Raw genomic sequence first — 20,087 nt, 5'->3', positions numbered from 1 at the left:
AGGTCGCTTGCCGTCCGTGAACCACGGGTGCGTTGCCGCACGCGATGCGCTTGTGAACGCGTGACGCGCCCGCCCGCCTCTCACCGGCCCCTCCGCGCCACTCCCTCGGCGGCACCCCTCGGCACCACCCCGAAGGCCATCCGTCCGATTCGGGCAACTTCGGGGGTTTTCCGAGAGAAGCCGGCGAAGCGGGGTACCCAGGGAGGGGTGACGCGGCCTCATCCGCCGCCGACAGCCAACCGGCGCCCGGTGCACAGGTCCTGACATGCGCTGATACGTCCCGCTGACGCGGATGGCGCAGCCCAACGAGAAGGCCATCTCATATCTGAGATAGCCTGCCTCTATGGCAGACGACTACCTCGTACGCATCGGCAAGCTCATCCGTGACGCCCGCCAGCACCGCGGCTGGACACAGACGCAGCTCGCCGAGGCGCTGGCCACCAGCCAGAGCGCCGTCAACCGCATCGAGCGCGGAAACCAGAACATCAGCCTTGAGATGATCGCCCGTATCGGCGAGGCACTCGACAGCGAGATCGTCTCGCTGGGCTACGCCGGACCCATGCACCTCCGGGTGGTCGGTGGCCGCCGCCTCTCCGGCGCCATCGACGTCAAGACGAGCAAGAACGCCTGCGTGGCCCTGCTGTGCGCCTCCCTGCTGAACAAGGGCCGCACCGTCCTGCGCCGCGTCGCACGGATCGAGGAGGTCTACCGGCTGCTGGAGGTCCTCAGCTCCATCGGCGTCCGCGCCCGCTGGATCAACGACGGCCGCGACCTGGAGATCGCGCCGCCCGCCGAGCTGAACATGGAGGCGATCGACGCGGACGCGGCCCGCCGCACCCGCTCGATCATCATGTTCCTCGGGCCGCTCCTGCACCGCGTGCACTCCTTCAAGCTGCCCTACGCCGGCGGCTGCGACCTCGGCACCCGCACCATCGAGCCGCACATGATCGCCCTGCGCCGGTTCGGTCTCGACATCACGGCCACCGAGGGCCTGTACCACGCCCAGGTCGACCCGTCGGTCTCCCCCGACCGTCCCATCGTCCTGACCGAACGCGGCGACACCGTCACCGAGAACGCGCTGCTGGCCGCCGCGCGCCACGACGGCACCACCGTCATCCGCAACGCGTCCTCCAACTACATGGTCCAGGACCTCTGCTTCTTCCTGGAGGCCCTGGGCGTACGCGTCGACGGCATCGGCACCACGACCCTCACCGTCCACGGCGTCCCCCACATCGACGTGGACGTCGACTACTCCCCCTCCGAGGACCCGGTCGAGGCGATGAGCCTGCTCGCCGCCGCCGTGGTGACGGAGTCGGAGCTGACGATCCGCCGGGTCCCCATCGAGTTCCTGGAGATCGAGCTCGCGGTCCTGGAGGAGATGGGCCTCGACCACGACCGCTCCACCGAGTACACCGCGGACAACGGCCGCACCCGGCTCGTGGACCTGACGGTGCGCCCCTCCAAGCTGGAGGCGCCCATCGACAAGATCCACCCCATGCCGTTCCCGGGACTGAACATCGACAACGTCCCGTTCTTCGCGGCCATCGCCGCCTCCGCACAGGGTCAGACCCTCATCCACGACTGGGTCTACGACAACCGCGCCATCTACCTGACGGACCTCAACCGGCTCGGCGGCCGCCTCCAGCTCCTGGACCCGCACCGCGTCCTGGTGGAGGGCCCCACGCGCTGGCGCGCCGCCGAGATGATGTGCCCGCCCGCCCTGCGCCCCGCCGTGGTGGTCCTCCTGGCCATGATGGCCGCCGAGGGCACCTCCGTCCTGCGCAACGTCTACGTCATCAACCGCGGCTACGAGGACCTCGCCGAGCGCCTCAACTCGGTCGGCGCCCAGATCGAGATCTTCCGCGACATCTGATACGCGAATGCCGCCGCACCCCGCCTGACCTCGGATGAAGCGGGTCGGGCGGCGGTTCGGCCGACGGGAGGCCTCGCCGTGACCGCCGGGCCCCTCACCGGCGGAGGAGTGGCGGAACCGCTGCCCGGCGGACCGTGGCGGGGCAACGGCGTGTCGTCCGTAGGATGATCCGGCCGAAGCGGGGTAGAACCACTGTGGCTCCTGATTCAGCAGGGGCCGGGGCACGTCCGACCATGGGCTGCTCCGTGCATGAGCGAAGGACGAATGCAGTATGGCCAGCGGCACCGTGAAGTGGTTCAACTCCGAGAAGGGCTTCGGGTTCATCGAGCAGGAAGGCGGCCCGGACGTCTTCGCCCACTACTCCGAAATCCAGGGCAACGGGTATCGCGAGCTGACCGAGGGCGAGCGCGTCACGTTCGATGTCGGCCAGGGACCGAAGGGGCCGCAGGCGCAGAACATCGTCCGAGGCTGAACTCCTCCGGACCGATCTCGGGGTGACGAAGGGCCGCGACACCTGTCGCGGCCCTTCCGGCGTGGCACCCGTCGATTCGGCGTGACACCCGTCGGGCGGGGAGGCCCTCGCCTCCCGGCATGGACACCGCCCGGCCACCCGCCCGGCCACCCGCGCGGCTGCCGTCCGCGCCCGCGGCGACGCGGGCCCCGCCCTCGGCACGATCGCCGGGGTCCGGCCGACCGGAACCAGGGGACGCGGCCCCGTACAGCGCGTGGTGACGCGCGGCGTCACCACGGATCCCCGGGTCCGGGGGCCGCGCCTGGGGGCCGATGCCGTCGCTACGGACCTTCCCGTCGCCCGGTGCCCGCCGAGGAGTCGGCGGTGGCGCTCACGGGCAGGAGCCGCGGGCGTTTCGCGGTACGGCCGTCGCCGGAGGACCGGCCGCGCAGACGGCGTCCGAGCCAGGGACCGAGGAAAGTGGCCGCCCAGCGCAGTTCGGCTCCTGCGGCGTGCCAGCCCGTGGCGACCCTCTGCGGCGGGAGGGGGCGTGTCCAGGCGTCGTCGCTTCCGGGCAGGCGGAGGGCCTGGGCGAGGGCCGCGGCGATCCGTTCGTGGCCGAGGGAGCTGGCGTGGAGTCGGTCCGCGGTCCACAGTCGTGGGTCGGTGGTGACGGCGTGCCGGTCCGTTTCGGCGACCGTGACCCCGTGACGGGCGGCCGCGGCACGGATGCGGGTGTTGAGGTCGAACACGCGGGACCTGATGGGCCGGGCAAGGGGCGCGATCTTCCCGAAGTCGGGGAAGGTCAGTGTCACCACGTGGGTCCCGGCAGCCGTCAGCGCGGCGAACATCTCCTCCAGGTGCCCGGCCGCCTCCGCGGCGTCGAACCGGGGCCGGAGCAGGTCGTTGACCCCGGCGACGACGGTGGCCAGGTCGGGGCGCAGGGCCAGGGCAGGCCCCAGCTGTTCCGTGCGGACCTGGCCGGCGGTACGTCCTCGGACGGCCAGATTGGCGTATCGGACACCGGGGTTGACGGCTGCGAGGTGTTCGGCGAGCCGGTCGGCGAAACCGCACAGGCCGACGGTGTCGTCCCCGTCCCCCATCCCCTCGGTCTGGCTGTCGCCCAGGGCGACGTAGCGCGCGTATTCACCACTCGGCACGGGTCGTCCGCCTTTCCCGCAGGACAGCGGCGATCCGCAGGCACCAGTCCCGGTGGCCCTGCTCGAAGGCGAGGCCGCGCAGGCAGGTCAGGTACGGCCCGATCCGCTCGCCCCGGCGCAGGAACTCCTCTTCGTCCGCGTCGCCGCGCATGTGCCGCAGCAGCTTGTCGAGGAGCTCGATCTTCCCCTCGGCCACGGAGGCTCGCTCTTCGAGCTGCTCGATCACCGACGCGGTACCGATGCGGTCGGCGACCTGGACCTTGACGAGCAGGTCGTCGCGGATGAACGAGGGCTTCGACGCGGCCGCGGCGAACTCCTCCAGCGTGGCGCGGCCCGCGTCGGTGACGTGGAACAGCCGCTTGTTGGGCCGGGTCTCCTGGACCACCTCCCGACCCGCGACCAGCCCTTCCTTCTCCAGCTTGGTCAGCTCGGCGTACAGCTGCTGGGGCAGTGCGTGCCAGAAGTTGGCGACGCCGACGTCGAACGCCTTCGCCAGCTGGTACCCGCTGTACTCGCCGTCCAGCAGCGCCGCCAGCACGGCATGTCGCAAGGCCATCGGAGGCACCTCCCTTTCTTCGCCCCTTCGCCGGATCATACTCAAGGAAATGAGTAATCACCTTCTGGAGTACCAGGGTCCGAGTCCGGGTCCGCGTCCTGGTCCGGGTCCTGGCCCTGGTCCGAGTCCGGGTCCTGGCCCTGGTCCGAGTCCGGGTCCGCGTCCTCGCCCTGGTCCTGGCCCTCGGACGCGGCGTCCGGGACCGGCTCGCCGAGCGGGGTGGAGCGACGACCCGCGCCCTCCGCCCGGACGGAGACGCGCGGGGGGCTCGGGGGCGCTCGGATCGCGTGGAAGGGCGGCCGCGCTTCCGAGCGCCCTGTGCCCTCGCCCCGGCGGCAGGGAGGATCCAGGAATCGCCGGGTTTCCGGCATACCGCACATGCCGACCGCGCCGCAGGTCCGGTCGGCGACAGCGAGAGGACGGGCTTCGTGAGCAACCCGCACGACGACGGGGTCAGCACCTTCACGGCAGCGCAGCTGAGCCGGATCGCCCAGCACGGCATCTACACCTCGCCCACATCGATCGACCCGGCCGCCGCCCACCTCGCCGAGGCGCTGATCGCCACCCTGGACGGCACGGCCGAGCAGCCGGCGCTGCCGCCGGACCTCCGGGAGCTGACGGAGCGGGCACGGCAGGCCGCGACCTTCTCCTTCCCGCACATCACCGCCCGGGACGGCGTACGGCTGTCGGCGTGCATGATCCGGCTCAGGACCGACGAGCCCCGTCCCGTGGTGATCGTCCCCTCGGGCTGGACGCCGTTCGGCTGGGGCCTGTTCGTGTACACCTACCTCCAGTTGGCGCTGCGCGGCTACCACGTGCTGGCCTACACCCCCCGGGGACTCGGCCTGACCATGGCCGTGCCGGGCCGGGGATACGTCGACGGCCCGTTCACCTCCGGGGGCACCATCGACGTGGCCGGACCGGCGGACTGGGCCGACGGCTCGACCGTCATCGACTACGCCCGACAGCACCTCGCCCCCCACCGGATCGCCTTCATGGGCGAGTCGTACGGTTCGGGGATCAGCCAGCTGGTCGCCGCGAAGGACCCGGACGGGCGCGTGGACGCGGTCGTGGCCCTGAGCACCTGGGGCGACCTGGCCACCAGCCTCCACCACGGCGACACCCGGCACCTGGCGGCCGTCGCCGCGCTGATCAACTTCACCGGCGGCCCGGTGGAGCGGAAGTTCGACGCGGACACCCGGCAGATCCTGGACGATTTCCAGGCGGGCCGGAACCTCGACGCGGTGGTGCGGTGGGGGAAGGAGCGGTCACCGGCCTCGTACGTCGGAACGACCAACACCCGCGACATCCCCACGTTCCTCTCCAACACCTGGCACGAGACGCTGTTCCCGGTCAACCAGGTCGTCGAGCACTTCGACGCCCTGACCGTGCCCAAGCGGCTGAACCTGTGGATCGGCGACCACGCCGCACCCGAGGGCGCCGGCCTGACCATCCCGTCCAGCGCGCCGAACGCACCGGTCGAGGAGGCGCTCGCCTGGCTGGACCACCACGTGCGCGACATCGACAACGACGTGCCCACCTGGTCCGCGGTGAGCAGCCAGATCATGTTCACGTACGAGACGCGGACGGATCCGCAGTCCGGGAAGAACGAGATCGTCACCCCGGCCGCCCGTGAGTCCAGGCCGTCCTGGGGCGCCGTCACCGCCTCCACCGAACGGTGGTACCTCACGGCCGCCGCCACGGAGGATCGTGACGGTGGTCTGGCCGGTGAGGCCGAGACGGGCTGGGAGCGGGAGTTCACCGCCGGGCAGCCGACGGAGGCCGTCGCGGTGGACGCCCTCATGACGACCGGCCAGGCCGAGTGGAACGGCACCCCGAAGACGTACGTCACGGACAAGTTCGACCGCCAGAACCTCGCCGTCTGGACCAGCGGTCCCCTCGCGGCGGACGGCCGGGGCGGCGCGGCGCGCCGGATCCGGGGCATCCCCGAACTGACCCTCACCGTCCGCAGCACGGCCCCCGCCACGACCCTGGTGGCCTACCTGTTCGACGTCCACCCCGACGACACCGCCCGCATCATCACCCACGAGCCGCTCACCCTCACCGACCTGGTCCCCGGCCAGGACCTCAATGCCACCTGGCGACTGCAGGCCGCCGGTTACGACCTGCCCGGGGACCACCGGCTGATGCTGGTCGTCACCAGCAAGGACCCGCTCTACTCGGACGCGAGCGTCGACGGCAGCACCACGACGATCAGCTCGCCCGACGGCAGCCCGGCGGTCCTGACCCTGCCCCTGGGCTGATCACACCGCAGGGCGCCGCGCCGCCCCCGCCTCGCCGGGAGGCTCCGCCTCCGCGGGGCGGGGGTCGGGCGGGCGGCGGATGACACGGAAGGCCGAAGAAGGAGAAGAAGAAGGAGGCGGGTGATGCCCGCCTCCTCCTTCACGTCGGGGCACCCGGCGCCACAGGGGCGCCACCTGACGCCGTATGGCGCCACGTGACGCCACCGCAGTGCCATCCGGCGCCAACCAGCCAGCCTGGAGACGTCGTCGCATGCGTGGTGCCACCATTGGCCAGCAGGGAGCCACCTCGTTTCCCCTGATCAGCGGGCATGCGGCCGCCCGACGGCCGCGCGGCGCGCCACCACGCCTTGCGCATGGCGCCATAGTGATGCCATGATGGCGTTATGGACCTCACCCCGTATGTCGACACCCTCCGCCGTGAGCTCGCGGTGGCCGCCGAAGCCGGCGGGGACGAAGCCCGCGCGCTGGCGGAGCGGCTCACCGCGCCCCTGGAGTCGGCGACCCGGCTGACCCTGCTGAACGTGCTCTCCGCCGCGATGGACGAGATCACCCGTGAGCTCGCCCCCGGCTCGGTCGACGTACGGCTGCGCGGTCTCGACCCCGACTTCGTGGTGACGCCGCCGCCCAGCGACGGTGGCGCGCCCGCGGAACCGGCGACCTCCGTCGAACCGCCCACCGGCGCGGCCCCGGCCGACGGCGACGAGGGCGGTACCGCCCGGGTCAACCTGCGGCTGCCGGCCCACCTCAAGGCACGCGCCGAGGAGGCCGCGACACGCGAGGGCCTGTCCCTCAACGCGTGGCTGGTGCGCGCCGTGTCGGCCGCGGTCGACGCCGGCACCGGGCCGCGTACGACGCAGAGGGCCCAGACCCTCGGACAGAGCTTCACGGGCTGGGTGCGCTGACCGCACCCTCCCGCACCACTTCACTCACACACGTCCCACCCGCAGGGACGTTTCCGAAGACCCAGGAGGACGGGACAGCCATGCCTTCTTTCGACACCCCCGAAGCGATCACGGCCACGGCGCACGTCGAGGCCGGTTCCCTCGTGTTCACCGCGGGCGACCGTCTCGACACCGTCGTCGAGGTACGGCCCCGCGACCCGAAGCGGGAGCCGGACGTACGGGCGGCCGACCAGACCGAGGTGACGTACGCGAACGGCGCACTGACCGTCAGGACGCCCAAGTCCGGCCTGTTCGGCCGCACCGGCACCGTCGACGTGGCGGTCGAGCTGCCCGAGGGCTCGCACCTCGACGTGACCGGCGCCTGGACCCAGGTGCTGGGCGAGGGCCGGCTCGGCGAGGTCCACGTGAAGACGTCCTCCGGCGATGTCCGCTTCGACGCGACCGGCCCGCTGCGGCTGACCGCGTCGCACGGATCGATCACCGTGGACCGGGTCGAGGGGGCGGCCGAGATCACCACCAGCTCCGGCAGCCTGCGCGTCGGCCTCGTCGACGGTCCCGCCGTCCTGAAGAACTCGCACGGCACCACGACCGTCGGCGCCGCGACCGGCGAACTGCGGGTGAGCGGCGCCAACGGCGACATCGAGATCCGGCGCGCCGAGGACTCGGTCACCGCCACCACCGCCCACGGCACCCTGCGCGTGGACGAAGTGGCGCGCGGGACGGTCCAGCTGGAGACCTCCTACGGCTCCATCGAGGTGGGCGTGCGCGCGGGCACGGCCGCCTGGCTCGACGTCCGCTCGGGCTCCGGGCAGGTGCGCAACACGCTCACCGCGTCCGAGACCCCGGAGGAGAGCGAGGACACCGTCAAGGTCCGCGCCCGCACCCGGTACGGCAACGTCGACGTCCGCCGCGCCAAGCCCTGACCCGGACGAACCGCCCTCCGCGCACGCCCCGGGGCGGCTCCCCGCACCACTTTCCCGCACCACCTTCCACGCCACTTCCACCTTCCGAACGGGAGGGCCCATGCCTTCTTCTGTCATGCCCACCTCAAGCCGACCGGGCGGTCGCCCCTCGCCGACCACCGGGCCCGCGGTCCGCGCCGTCGGCCTGCGCAAGTCGTACGGCGACAAGACCGTCCTCGACGGCATCGACCTGCACATCCCGGCCGGTTCCGTGTTCGCGCTGCTCGGGCCGAACGGTGCCGGCAAGACCACCGCCGTGAAGATCCTCTCCACGCTCATCGCCGCCGACGGCGGTCAGGCCCAGGTCGCGGGCCACGACGTCGCCACGTCACCGGACGGCGTGCGGGCCGCGATCGGCGTCACCGGGCAGTTCTCCGCCGTCGACGGACTGATCACCGGGGAGGAGAACATGCTCCTGATGGCGGACCTGCACCACCTGTCCAAGCGCGAGGGGCGGCGGGTCACCGCCGAGCTGCTGGAGCGGTTCGACCTCGTCGACGCCGCGAGGAAGCCCGCCCAGAGCTACTCCGGCGGCATGAGGCGCCGCCTCGACATCGCCATGACCCTCGTCGGCGGACCGCGGATCATCTTCCTCGACGAACCGACCACCGGCCTCGACCCGCGCAGCCGCCACAACATGTGGCGGATCATCCGCGAACTCGTCTCCGACGGCGTCACCGTCTTCCTCACCACCCAGTACCTGGAGGAGGCCGACGAACTCGCCGACCGCATCGCGGTGCTGAACGACGGCAGGATCGCCGCCGAGGGGAGCGCCGACGAGCTGAAGCGGCTCATCCCGGGCGGGCACGTACGGCTCCGCTTCACCGACCCGTCCGCGTACCGGCACGCCGCCGTCACGCTGCGCGAGGCCACGACCGCACGGGCCCCCGGTTCCGCTCCGGGCGCCGCCGTCGACGACGAGGCGTTGGCGCTGCAGATCCCCAGCGACGGCAGCCAGCGCGAGCTGCGCTCCCTGCTCGACTGGCTCGACTCGGCCGGCATCGAGGCGGACGAGCTGACCGTGCACACGCCCGACCTCGACGACGTGTTCTTCGCCCTGACCGGCTCCACCGTTCCCCACCAGCCCCGCAAGGACGTCCGATGAGTTCCCTCTCCCTCGCCCTGCGCGACTCCTCCACGATGCTGCGGCGGAACCTGCTGCACGCGCGGCGCTACCCGTCGCTGACGCTGAACCTGCTGCTCACGCCGGTCGTCATGCTGCTGCTCTTCGTCTACGTCTTCGGCGACGTGATGAGCGCCGGCATGGGAGCCGGCGGGGCGGACCGCTCACGGTACGTCGCGTACCTCGTCCCGGGCATCCTGCTGCTGACCATCGGCGGCACCACGATCGGCAGCGCGGTGTCCGTCGCCACCGACATGACCGAGGGCATCATCGCCCGCTTCCGCACGATGGCGATCCACCGCGGGTCGGTGCTCGTCGGGCACGTCGTCGGCAGCGTCCTGCAGTGCGTGCTGAGCGTGGCCCTCGTCGGGGCCGTCGCGGTGGCCATCGGGTTCCGGGCCACGAACGCCACCGCAGGCGAGTGGATCGCGGCGTTCGGACTGCTCACGCTGTTCGCCCTGGCGCTCACCTGGATCGCGGTCGGTATGGGCCTGTCCAGCCCGAACGCCGAGGCCGCCGGCAACAACGCCATGCCGCTGATCTTCCTGCCGTTCGTCTCCAGCGCCTTCGTCCCGGTCGACGCGATGCCCGGCTGGTTCCAGCCGATCGCCCAGTACCAGCCGTTCACCCCGGCCATCGAGACCCTGCGCGGGCTGCTCCTGGGCAGCGGGATCGGCCACAACGGCTGGCTGGCCGTCGCCTGGTGCCTGGGCCTGGCCGCACTCGGCTACGCCTGGTCCACGTCCCTCTTCGCCCGCGACCCGAAGTAGCGGGCGGGACACCGGCCCTCGGCTCGTCCCACCCCCGGGCGGCGCACTCCGACACCACGTCGGCGTACGCCGCCCGGTCGGCGTTCCCCTCGACGCGCACGGCGGTACGCCGCCCGTCCCCGTCCCGCATCGCCGCGGGCGGGGGCGGGGACGGGGACGGGGACGGGCGGTGGGGCGGGGTCAGGCGGGGACCGGGAGGGTGTGGGGGCTGTGGAGGGTGAAGCCGTCGTAGTCCGCGGCGGCTATCTCGCGCAGGCGGCGGCGGTACTCCGCCAGGCCGCCGAAGAAGAACATGACCGACCTCTTCTTGCCGGGGATGTTCGTCCCGAAGATCCACGAGTCGACCCGGGAGAAGAGGGAGTACGCGGCCGTCTCCTCGCAGGTGGCCGTCCAGCCCGCCTCGGCCTCCGCGGTCGCCTCGATCGCGGTGGCGTCGCCGTTCTCGACGAGCCCGATCAGCTCCGCGATCCACTCGACGTGGGTCTCGATGCCGGGCGGGAGGTTGCTGAAGGCGCTGTTCGGGCCGTACACCATGAACATGTTCGGGAAGCCGGAGACCGCGACGCCCAGGTAGCTGCTGGGGCCCTCGGCCCAGTGGCGCTGGATCGGTTCTCCGCCCCGGCCGCGGATGTCGATGACCTGGTAGCCGCCGTCCATGGCCTCGAAGCCCGTCGCGAAGACGAGGACGTCCAGCTCGTGCTCGACGCCGTCCTCGGTCACCACGCCCTTCGGGGTGATCTCCCTGATCGGGTTCTCGCGGACGCTGACCAGGGTGACGTTGTCCCGGTTGAACGCCTCGTAGTAACCCTCGTTGCAGATGGGCCGCCGGGCGTAGTAGTCGGTCGGCGTCAGCTTCCGCGCCGTCTCCGGGTCCTTCACGATCTCCTTGATCTTCGAGCGGATGAACGCGGCCGCCGCCTCGTTCGCGGCCGGGTCGACCGCGATGTCGCCGAAGGTGCCGAACATGAAGCGGAAGCCGTTGCCGACGCGCCAGCCCTCCTCGAAGACGCGGCGGCGCTCCTCCTCGGAGACGCTCATGGCGGGCGTCTGGCTCTCCTCGAAGCCGCAGCCCACCCGGGAGTTGCGGACCTGGTCCCAGATCCGGTCGTAGTCGGCCTTGACGCCGGCCACGTACTCCTCCGTCACCGGCCCGTTGCCGGAGGGGACGACGTACTGCGGGGTGCGCTGGAACACCGTCAGGTGCTCGGCGGTGCGCGCCGCGGCGCAGACGAACTGGGTGCCGGTCGAGCCCGTGCCGACGACGCCGACCCGCTTGCCGTCGATGGTCAGGTCCTCGGGCCACGCCCCGGTGTGCACCATGACGCCCTCGAAGGTGTCCCGCCCGGGTATGTCCGGGAGGTTCGTCTTCGACAGGGGGCCCAGGGCGGTGACCAGGTAGCGCGCCGTGTGGCTGCCGCCGTCCGTCGTGGTGACGGCCCACACGTCGCGGTCCTCGTCGTAGACGGCGGAGGTGACGCCGGTCTCCAGCTGGATGTCCCGGGCGAGGTCGTGGCGCTCCACCACGGCCTCCAGGTAGGCGAGGATCTCCGCCTGGGGGATGTAGCGGGTCTTCCAGTCCCACTCCTGGAGCATCTCCTTGTCGAAGGAGTACCGGTAGACGAACGCCTCGACGTCCGCCATCGCCCCCGGGTAGCGGTTCCAGTGCCAGGTGCCTCCGACGCCGCTGCCCTTCTCGAACGTGCGGACCCGCAGGCCCAGTTCGTCGCGCAGCTTGTGGGTCATGTAGATGCCCGCGAATCCGGCCCCCACGACGATCGCGTCGAAGTCCGTCCCGGTGTTGTCGGTCATGCGTCAGCCTCCATGTGTGTGTCACGCCCGTACGGGCTGTTCGTGCGCGGGCCGTCCGTCCGCGGACCGCTCCCGCGCGGGCGGTGCGCGCCTCCCGCGGTGGCCCGTGCGCCGGCCGTCCGCGGGCCGGGGACGTTCACGGCTGGAGCCGTACGGCCCGCCAGCCGGCCGGGGCGCTGTCGTAGCGCAGCCGCCGGTGCAGCCGGTCGGCGGCGGCGCACCAGAACTCGACCGCTTCCGGCCGCAGCCGGTACCCGACGAACCGCTCGGGCCGCGGCAGCGGCGAGCCGCCCGCGGCCAGCCGGTCCGCCTCCCGGCGCAGACCCTCGACGTCGGTGAGCGGGTCGCTCTGCCGGGACGCCGTCGTCATCGCGTGCAGCGGTACGGCCCGCGCCGCCCACAGCCGGTCCGCCTCCGCGCCGTCCAGGACGTCCACCGGGCCGGAGACGATCAGCTGGCGGCCCGTCTCGCGCCAGTAGAAGAGCCCCGACGCCCACCCCGTCCCGGCGATCTCGCGGCCCTTGCGGCTGGTGCTGTGGCTGGTGAAGAGCAGGCCCTCGGCGGAGACGTCGAGGACGGCGACGGTCCGGTTGGAGGCGCGGCCCCGGGCGTCGGCCGTGGCGAGGGCGAGGGCGAGCGGCTCGCGCACCCCCGCCTCCACGGCACCGGACACCCACGCCCGCACCAGCCCCATCGGCTCGCCGGGCGGCGCGTCGTACTCCGGGAACGGGTCGTCGACCGCTCCGGTCAGGCTCTCGAACTGGCTGCTCACTTCTCCCCCAGGGCGACGGTGGTCGGTCAGACGTGGATCGTGCCGCGTGCGAAGGGCACGCCGGCCCCGGCGACGCGCACCGAGGTCACGCGGTCGCCCTCGCCCTCCGCGAGGGCGCGCATCAGCGCGTGCCGGCCCATCTCGACGCCCTGGTGGACGTCGATCCACCGGCCGTACCCGGCGCGGCCGTGGCGGGCGAGGTGGACGGCGAGCGGGCCCGCCGCCGAGCCGGTCGCGGCGTCCTCGGTGACGCCGTAGGCCGGGGAGAACATCCGGGTGCGCCAGGTCGTCCCCGAGCCGGCGAAGCAGTTGGTCGCCATGTCCGGGAAGGCGGCCAGCGCCCGGTGGTCGGGGTCGACGCGCGACAGCGCCTCGACGCTCCCCAGCCCGACGAAGACGTGCCGCGGGCCGTTGGTGTAGATCTCGACGGGCAGCTCCGGCACGGGCACGCCGAGGGCGGCCAGCAGCTCGTCGGTACGGTCGAACTCCCGCCAGGTGGGGATCGGCTGCTCCATCCGGGCCGTCAGCGCTCCCCCGGCGGGCCGCTCCAGCTCGAAGGCGATGACGCCCATCGCCGTCTCCAGGCGGAGCCGGTCCCCCGGGTGGGTCTCGCCGAGCGCGACGGCGGTGCCGAGGAGCGGATGACCGGCGAACGGCAGTTCGTTGACGGGGGTGAAGATGCGGATGTGGGCGTCACCGCCCCGCTTCGGCGCGAGGACGAAGGTCACCTCGGAGAGGTTCATCTCCTGGGCGATGCTCTGCATCCGCTCGGCGGGGATGTCATCGGCGTCGAAGAAGACGGCGACGGGGTTGCCCCGCAGGGGGGTGTCGGTGAACGCGTCGATCACCACGTACCGGTGGGTCGTGCCGAGCACGCCGGCAGCCGTCATCAGGTCATCGCCCTTTCGATGAGGGAGCCGAGGATGCGCGGCCCGTTCTGGGTGAGCACCGACTCCGCGTGGAACTGGATCGAGGAGAAGCGCGGCCCGCGCAGCGCGTGGACCTCGCCGGTCTCGGGGTCGCGGCAGACCTGTACCGGACCGACGCCGTCGACCTGCCGAGTCTCCGCCTCGGCGCGCGCGGCGAAGGTGTTGTAGAACCCGACGCGCTCGGCCGTGCCGAACAGGTCGATCCGCTTCTGCAGGCCCTGGTTGGGCGTGGCGCGGCGGCGGATCGGGAAGCCGAGGCGGGTGGCGAGGACCTGGTGGCTGAGGCAGACCGCGAGGAACGGGCGCCGCGACGCGAGCAGCGCCCCGGCCGCGGCGTCCAGGGCGGCGATCTTCGGGTGGCCGGCGGCGCGCGGGTCGCCCGGGCCGGGGCCGAGGACGACGAGGTCGTACCCGTCGAGCGGCGGGACCGCGTCCCAGCGGCACACCGTCACCGCCGTGCCCAGCGTGCGGAGTTGGTGGTCGAGCATCGAGGTGAAGGTGTCCTCGGCGTCGACGACGAGCGTCTTGCGGCCGACGAGGCGGGCCGCGTGGCGTACCGGGCCGGTGGCGGCGGACCCCGTGGCGGGCCCGGCGGCGGGGGTGGCGGCGGCTCGGGGCGAGGGGACGGCGGTGGGCGAGGGGACGGCGGTGGGCGAGGGGACGGCGGTGGGCGAGGGGACGGCGGTGGGCGCGGGCGCGGCGTCCTCGGGGGCCGTGCCGGCGGTCGTGTCCGTGCCGAGCCAGAAGGCGGCGATGGTGGCGTTGCGCCGCTCCAGCGCGCCGCGGACGTCCGGGTGGTCGGCGAGCCGGGCCGGACCGCCGCCGGACAGCGCGGCGAGGAGCCCGGAGACCTTGGCGCGGGTCTCGGCGACCTCGGAGAGCGGGTCGGAGTGGCGGACGAGGGTGGCGCCGACGCCGATGCGGGCCCGGCCGGTCGCGTCGATGTCGGCGGTGCGGATGAGGATCGCCGAGTCGAGGGTGCGGCGGTCCGCCGCGTCACGGCCGACGAGGGCGAGGACACCGCTGTAGTAGCCGCGGCCGCCCGGCTCGTGCCGCCCGATGACCCGGCAGGCGCTCTCCAGGGGGCTGCCCGTGACGGTGGGCGCGAACATCGTCTCGCGGAGCGCGTCCCGGACGTCGCCGTCGCAGGCCCCCTCGATGACGTACTCGGTGTGGGCGAGCCGCGCCATCTCCTTGAGCCGCGGCCCGACGACGCGGACCCCCGGCTCGCAGATGCGCGCCATCATCTTGAGCTCCTCGTCGAGGACCATGTAGAGCTCGTCGGACTCCTTGCGGTCGGCGAGGAAGTCCATCACCCCGGGCAGGGTCGGTCCGGACGGCGGGTAGCGGTAGGTGCCGCTGATGGGGTTCATCGTGGCGACGCCGCCGGACAGGGTGAGGTGGCGCTCCGGGGTGGCGCCGACGAACGTCCGCGTGCCGGTGTGGACGACGAACGTCCAGTACGCGTTGATCTCCACTTCCAGCAGGCGCCGGAAGAACGTCAGGGCGCTGCGGGGCGTGTAGTCGTCGATGTCGGTGACGAAGGACCGCTTGATGACGAAGTTGGCGCCCTCGCCCTCGCCGATCTCCTCCTTGACCACCCGGCGCACGGTCTCGGCGTAGTCGTCGTCGGCCACGTCGAAGTGGCCGCCGGAGACGGTCACGGGCGCGTCCGGGAAGCGGTCGAGGACCTCGGCGGTCGGCACCGTCCGCTGGTCGCGGACCGTCATCGCGAGCAGCGGAGCGCCGTCGTCGACGCAGTCGAAGCCGCGTTCGCGGATCTGCCGGTACGGGACGAGGACGAGCACGTCGTGGCGCGGCCCGGCCTGCGCCGACTCCGTGCCGCCGGGGCCGGGGGCGGGACCGGGGCCCGAGTCGGAGTCGGAGTCCGGGAGCGGGATGTGGGCCAGGTCGGCCAGGGGGGTGACGTCACCGACGAGGACGTCCAGGATCCCCGGACCGTTCGCCTCCGGCCGGTGGAGCAGGGCGAAGGCGGGGGGCCGCTCCCCGAGGACGGCGTCGAGCAGTTCGGCGGTGGTCGGCCGCGACGGTGGCGCGGCGTGCGGGCCGGTCACGCGAACACCTCCTTCGAGGCGAGGACCACCGCGCAGCGGCCGGCGGCGTAGGTGAGCGCCATCCGGTGGTGGGCGGCGTCGAAGTCGGCGACGGCGTCCCCGACGAGGAACGTGCGGATGTCGTGGGTGAAGGCGTCGACGGCCGTCATGAGGACGCCGACGTGCGCGTACACGCCGCACAGGACGAGCTGGTCGCGGCCTTCCGCGCGCATGCGCTCCAGCAGGCCGGAGCGGAAGAAGGCGCTGTAGCGGAGCTTGTCGAGCATCCAGTCGCCGGGGGCGGGCGCGAGCGCGTCGACGACCCGGCGGTCCTCGGGGGTGGCGCGCATGCCGGGCCCCCAGAAGTCCTTCAGCAGACCGCGCACCTCGTCGCTCATGTCGCCGCGCTGGGCGGTGTAGGCGACCGGGACGCCGAGGGCGGCGGCGCGTTCGCGGACCTGGGCGGCGTTCGCCACCACCTCGGCGCGCAGGGTGGCCGGCAGGGGCGCGAGGAAGTACCGCTGCATGTCGTGGACGAGGACGACGGCGCGGGCGGGGTCGAGCGTCCAGCGGGCGGTGTTGGCCGGGAGTTCGCCCGCCGTGGGCAGGGGGTAGGGCTCGATGGCCGGGATACCGGGCATGGTCTTCTCTCCTGGTCGGATCGCGCGGAGGGGTCGCCTGGAGGGGTCGCCTGAAGAGGTCCGGGCAAGGCCGGGGGTGCGGCGCCCGGGGGGGCCCGGGGGTCCGGGGTGCGTCGGGTCGGTGCGCCCGATCGGACCCCGGGGCCGGGCGCCCGATCGTGTCGCCGGGTGGCGGCACCGTCGCGTCGCGTCGGGTCGGGTTCGGCGTAGGCGTCAGGCGTCAGGCGTCAGGCGTCAGGCGTCAGGCGTCAGGCGTCCCAAGCCGAGATCACCGAGGTCGCCTGCTCGACCGTGAGCCGCGGGTCGCAGTGGGAGGTGTACCGGTCACCGACCCGGGCGAGGTCCGCCGTGTCGGCCGCGCACTCGGTGACGTCGTCGGGGGTCGTCTCCAGGTGCAGTCCGGCGGGGACGCCGCCGGCGGCCCGTACCGCGCCGACGAAGTCGCGCACCTCCCGCCGGAGGGCCTCGACGAGGCGGGTCTTGCGGCCCTCCGGGGTCGTGACGGTGTTGCCGTGCATCGGGTCGCAGAGCCACAGTGCCGGGTGCCCCGCCGCCCTGACGGTCTCGACGAGCCGCGGCAGCCGGTCGGCGGCGAGGTCGGCGCCCATCCGTGCGATGAGGGTGAGGCGGCCCGGCTCGCGTTCCGGGTCCAACCGCTCGCACAGGGCGGCGAGTTCGTCCGGTGACGTCGACGGGCCGATCTTGCACGCGACGGGGTTGGCCACCGCGGCGAGGAGGGCGACGTGCGGGCCGTCCGCGCGGCGGGTCCGCTCCCCGATCCACGGCCAGTGCGTGGAGCCCAGGTACAGCGTCCCGGCGGCGCCGCGCCGGAGCATGGGCATCTCGTAGGCGAGGAGCAGTGCCTCGTGGCTGGTCCACACGGGCGGGTCGGCCGCGGGGCGGCCGGCCGGGCCGCGCCAGCCGAGGTGGTCCATGATGTCGCTCGCCGCCATGTACCCGGTGAGGATGCGCAGCGGGTCGGGCCGCCGGCCGTCCGCCGTCGGCTCGGGGCCGTTCACCATGTGGCCGCGGAAGACCGGCAGGGTGAGGCCGCCGACGCGTTCCGTGCCGTTGGAGCGCGGTTTGGCGAACTGGCCGCCGATGCGGCCCACGCGGAGCACCGGCGCGTGGGCGCGCATCCGCAGCGCCCCGGCCATGATGTCGAGCGCGGCGCTCTTGCGGGCGACGTGCCGCGGGGTGCACTCCTCGGGGTCCTCGGCGCAGTCGCCGGCCTGCACGACGAGGATCCGGCCCTCCGCCACGTCCGCGAGGAGCGCGCGCAGGGTGCGCACGTCCGCCTCGCGGACGAGCGGGGGGCGGGACGCCAGCACCTCGCCGACGCGTTCGACCTGGCCGGTGTCGCTCCACTCGGGCTGCTGCGGCGCGGTGGCCGTCCCGATCTCGGGCATGACGTGGTCCACGGTTCTCCATCGGTCGAGGGCGGGCGACTGGTGGGCGGGTTCTCGTCGGCGGTGCGCGGTGGTGCGCGGTGTGCGCGGCGGCGGTGCGCCGCGGGGCGGGCGTACCGCCGTCAGGTCGGAATTCCCTCACGCTTGATCTCGGGTACGGGAATTCCGAGGGCGCGCAGCTGCTCGAACGGGTTCATGAACTCCCGCTGCAGCCTGATCTTCCCGTTCTCCAGAAGGAAGGAGTGCAGGAAATGGTTCTCGTAACGCCCCTCGGGATAACCGGGGAAGCGAATGGCGCCGACTCCGTCGCACTCGACCCAGAAGAAGTTCGGGTCCTGTGTCTCGAAGATCTCGATGTTCGTCCATTCCCAGTCCGGGAAGCACTTCAGCGACCAGACCGCGTGCTCACCGAGGCGGTCGCGGCCGCGGATGGCGATCGGCTGTCCGGTGTCGTTGGTCCACAGGCCGCCGACGCCGTCCTCCGTGAAGAGCAGGTGACGCCGCAGGCGGTCCTCACCCCGGGTGTTCATGTAGGTCTCGACCGTGGCCCGGTTGACCTTCCTGAGCTCCGCGTCCTCGGCGGTCCCCGGGAAGTGAGCACTGCTGGACATGACTGGCCTCCGACTGCACGTGGCTGGTGTGGCGGGAAGGAGCACGGGCGGGAACGCCTCGTGGGGTGCGCGCGCCGGCGGCACGCGGAACACGGCCCACGGCATTCCGACCCACGACCGCGATCGCGGCGGGAAATGCGGCGGGCCGAATGACGGCGGGCCGTTTCCCGGCCCGCCCGCCGTTCGGATCGTCGACGCTTTTCTGCAATCCCCCGAGGCGGCTTCCCGAGCCGCTACGGCCCTTAGCTTTTACGAACGCCCCGTGCGTGTCAAGGCTGCGGTTGCGCACATGAACCGGATTTCCCGGGGTTCAACTGCCGCGCGGAAATGCGAAAGGGCTCACCGTGGGGAATCCGGGTCGGTGGGCACCGACTCGGCGAGTTTCCTCAGCTCTTCGCAGCGCCTGAGGAGCACCTCGCGGACGAGCGGCACGCAGTGGGCGGGGACCGCCTCGGCGATCTCCTCCCACCGGGGTTGGGCCAGCTCGGTCGCCAGGAGCATCCGCAGCAGCTGCCGGCCGGACTCGGTCGCGCGCAGCGCCGGGTCCCGCGCGAGCTTGCGCACGGCGGTGGTGGGGTCGAACGGGGCGCCGCGGGCCTCGCCCCGCGCCCGGCCCGTCTGGTCGGCCGGTGGCCGCGCCACCGCCGTCCGCGGGCCGGTTCTCGGTACGGCCGTCGGGGGCGTACCGACGGACGAGCCGCCGGCCGGCACGCCGGCGGGTCCGGCACCACCGGGCGGGGCCGCGCCGGACGGCCTTCCGCCCGGCGCGGCACCGCCGGGCGGGGCCGCGCCGGGGGGCGTCGAGGCCGGTGGCGGCGTGGCGTCCCCGCGCCGTTCCTCCGGGCCGCGCAACCGGTCGGGCACGATGTCGCGGCCCTTGACGAGGCGTTCCCTGACGTCCCGTACCGTCCCCACCGCCAGGCCCGTCCTGCGGGCCACCTCGCGCAGGGACATCCCCGGGTGCTCGGCGAGCAGGACGGCGGCGCTGCGCCGCCCCTCGATGCTGCTGAGGGGCCGTACCCTCCCGTCGCCGCCGACGCGCCGGGCGGGCCCCCCGTCGTACTCCCCCGCCCGTGCGCGGACCTTGGCCACGGTCTTGGGGCTGAGGCCGGTGCGCTGCGCCAGGACGCGGTCCGACCAGTGCGGGTGGGAGCGGATGACGCGGGCGGCGGCGGCCTTGCGCTCGTCGAGGGTGAGCGGCAGTCCGTGCCGGACGTTGAGTTGGACGGCGAGGACGAAGGCGTCCTCCTCGGTACCGTCGAAGAACTGGACCTCGACCGCCGTCCGGCCCCGCATGACGGCGGCGCGTAACCGGTGCGCACCGTCGATCACCCGCATGGTGGCGCGGTGCACGAGCAGCGGGTCGCAGGTTCCGCCGGTCTCCGCGAGGAGGCGGACGTGGGCCGGGTCCTCGCGCTGTTCGCGCGGAGCGAGCGACGGCATGAGCTCGTCGATGGAGACGATCTCGCAGGGCAGGTCGCGGAGCCGCTCGGGCGCGTCGAGGAGGGGGTTCTCCGCGATCCGGTCCGGCGGGAGTGCGTGGTGGAGTGTCACGGGCGGCAACTTCCTCGGTGGTTCCCTCGACTGCGCGCTCGGGCTCTGCCCGGGCGGCTCGGACGGTGGGGTGCTCTGTTCCACGGAGGTGTGCTCGCCTCGCCGGCGGTACGGCGCCCGGAACCCGCTCCTGCCGGCAGGTGTACCGGGTGGTGAACCGTCGCCGAAGCCGCATGCGTCGACCGACGGTCGGCACGCGTCGCCCCCCCGTGGGCTCGTCGGTCTCGTCAGGCTCGTCAGTCACGTC

17 protein-coding genes are annotated in these 20,087 nt (G+C 73.0%); 7 read left to right on the top strand and 10 right to left on the bottom strand.

Annotated elements, in window-relative coordinates; translation table 11 throughout:
• Window positions 1-343 precede the first annotated feature (343 nt).
• On the top strand, window positions 344-1,873 hold the full coding sequence (locus tag NRO40_RS23405; protein ID WP_058941407.1) for a helix-turn-helix domain-containing protein: 1,530 nt from the start codon (window positions 344-346) through the stop codon (window positions 1,871-1,873).
• Window positions 1,874-2,144: 271 nt separating this feature from the next.
• On the top strand, window positions 2,145-2,345 hold the full coding sequence (locus NRO40_RS23400) for a cold-shock protein (protein WP_058941408.1): 201 nt from the start codon (window positions 2,145-2,147) through the stop codon (window positions 2,343-2,345).
• Between the two features lie 320 nt (window positions 2,346-2,665).
• Here NRO40_RS23400 and NRO40_RS23395 read toward each other — a convergent pair whose 3' ends face one another.
• Window positions 2,666-3,484 (bottom strand): SGNH/GDSL hydrolase family protein, encoded by an 819-nt coding sequence (locus NRO40_RS23395; RefSeq protein ID WP_058941409.1) that lies wholly within the window; start codon window positions 3,482-3,484, stop codon window positions 2,666-2,668.
• Window positions 3,471-4,040 carry a PadR family transcriptional regulator gene (locus NRO40_RS23390; RefSeq protein ID WP_058941410.1) on the bottom strand — a complete coding sequence of 190 codons (570 nt, stop codon included), beginning with the start codon at window positions 4,038-4,040 and terminating at the stop codon, window positions 3,471-3,473. Before NRO40_RS23390 ends, NRO40_RS23395 begins: the two co-directional genes overlap by 14 nt.
• Before the next feature lie 428 nt (window positions 4,041-4,468).
• Here NRO40_RS23390 and NRO40_RS23385 point away from each other — a divergent pair, with 428 nt between their 5' ends.
• From NRO40_RS23385 to NRO40_RS23365, 5 genes are all read left to right on the top strand, one after another.
• Entirely contained in the window at window positions 4,469-6,304 is a 1,836-nt protein-coding gene (locus NRO40_RS23385; RefSeq protein ID WP_058941411.1) for an alpha/beta fold hydrolase, read from the top strand.
• A gap of 383 nt (window positions 6,305-6,687) precedes the next feature.
• Complete coding sequence (locus NRO40_RS23380; RefSeq protein ID WP_058941412.1) at window positions 6,688-7,206, top strand: toxin-antitoxin system HicB family antitoxin; 519 nt, start codon at window positions 6,688-6,690, stop codon at window positions 7,204-7,206.
• A gap of 80 nt (window positions 7,207-7,286) precedes the next feature.
• Window positions 7,287-8,129 carry a DUF4097 family beta strand repeat-containing protein gene (locus NRO40_RS23375; RefSeq protein WP_058941413.1) on the top strand — a complete coding sequence of 281 codons (843 nt, stop codon included), beginning with the start codon at window positions 7,287-7,289 and terminating at the stop codon, window positions 8,127-8,129.
• Window positions 8,130-8,244: 115 nt separating this feature from the next.
• The gene (locus NRO40_RS23370; RefSeq protein ID WP_058941414.1) at window positions 8,245-9,273 is read left to right on the top strand and encodes an ATP-binding cassette domain-containing protein; all 1,029 of its coding nucleotides are present in this window, start codon (window positions 8,245-8,247) and stop codon (window positions 9,271-9,273) included.
• Entirely contained in the window at window positions 9,270-10,061 is a 792-nt protein-coding gene (locus NRO40_RS23365; RefSeq protein ID WP_058941415.1) for an ABC transporter permease, read from the top strand. Before NRO40_RS23370 ends, NRO40_RS23365 begins: the two co-directional genes overlap by 4 nt.
• Before the next feature lie 180 nt (window positions 10,062-10,241).
• Here the strand turns inward: NRO40_RS23365 and NRO40_RS23360 are convergent, their stop codons facing one another.
• From NRO40_RS23360 to NRO40_RS23325, 8 genes are all read right to left on the bottom strand, one after another.
• The gene (locus NRO40_RS23360) at window positions 10,242-11,870 is read right to left on the bottom strand and encodes a flavin-containing monooxygenase (RefSeq protein ID WP_257375495.1); all 1,629 of its coding nucleotides are present in this window, start codon (window positions 11,868-11,870) and stop codon (window positions 10,242-10,244) included.
• A gap of 136 nt (window positions 11,871-12,006) precedes the next feature.
• Window positions 12,007-12,642 carry a phenazine biosynthesis FMN-dependent oxidase PhzG gene (phzG, locus tag NRO40_RS23355; RefSeq protein WP_058941416.1) on the bottom strand — a complete coding sequence of 212 codons (636 nt, stop codon included), beginning with the start codon at window positions 12,640-12,642 and terminating at the stop codon, window positions 12,007-12,009.
• A gap of 26 nt (window positions 12,643-12,668) precedes the next feature.
• The gene (locus NRO40_RS23350; protein ID WP_058941417.1) at window positions 12,669-13,532 is read right to left on the bottom strand and encodes a PhzF family phenazine biosynthesis protein; all 864 of its coding nucleotides are present in this window, start codon (window positions 13,530-13,532) and stop codon (window positions 12,669-12,671) included.
• A complete protein-coding gene (locus NRO40_RS23345; RefSeq protein WP_058941418.1) occupies window positions 13,532-15,646 on the bottom strand; it encodes an anthranilate synthase family protein in 2,115 nt (704 codons plus the stop codon). Before NRO40_RS23345 ends, NRO40_RS23350 begins: the two co-directional genes overlap by 1 nt.
• Window positions 15,643-16,266 (bottom strand): isochorismatase family protein, encoded by a 624-nt coding sequence (locus NRO40_RS23340; RefSeq protein WP_058941419.1) that lies wholly within the window; start codon window positions 16,264-16,266, stop codon window positions 15,643-15,645. The genes NRO40_RS23345 and NRO40_RS23340 overlap by 4 nt, the downstream gene beginning before the upstream one ends.
• Window positions 16,267-16,514: 248 nt before the next feature.
• Window positions 16,515-17,687 carry a 3-deoxy-7-phosphoheptulonate synthase gene (locus NRO40_RS23335; RefSeq protein WP_058941420.1) on the bottom strand — a complete coding sequence of 391 codons (1,173 nt, stop codon included), beginning with the start codon at window positions 17,685-17,687 and terminating at the stop codon, window positions 16,515-16,517.
• Between the two features lie 110 nt (window positions 17,688-17,797).
• Window positions 17,798-18,286 (bottom strand): PhzA/PhzB family protein, encoded by a 489-nt coding sequence (locus tag NRO40_RS23330; protein ID WP_058941421.1) that lies wholly within the window; start codon window positions 18,284-18,286, stop codon window positions 17,798-17,800.
• A 339-nt stretch (window positions 18,287-18,625) separates the two neighbouring features.
• Window positions 18,626-19,840 (bottom strand): ParB N-terminal domain-containing protein, encoded by a 1,215-nt coding sequence (locus NRO40_RS23325; RefSeq protein ID WP_079046934.1) that lies wholly within the window; start codon window positions 19,838-19,840, stop codon window positions 18,626-18,628.
• Between the last annotated feature and the right edge of the window lie 247 nt (window positions 19,841-20,087).

Source organism: Streptomyces changanensis (assembly GCF_024600715.1).
GTDB lineage: Bacteria > Actinomycetota > Actinomycetes > Streptomycetales > Streptomycetaceae > Streptomyces > Streptomyces changanensis.
This window is presented reverse-complemented; position numbering and strand designations above follow the sequence as displayed.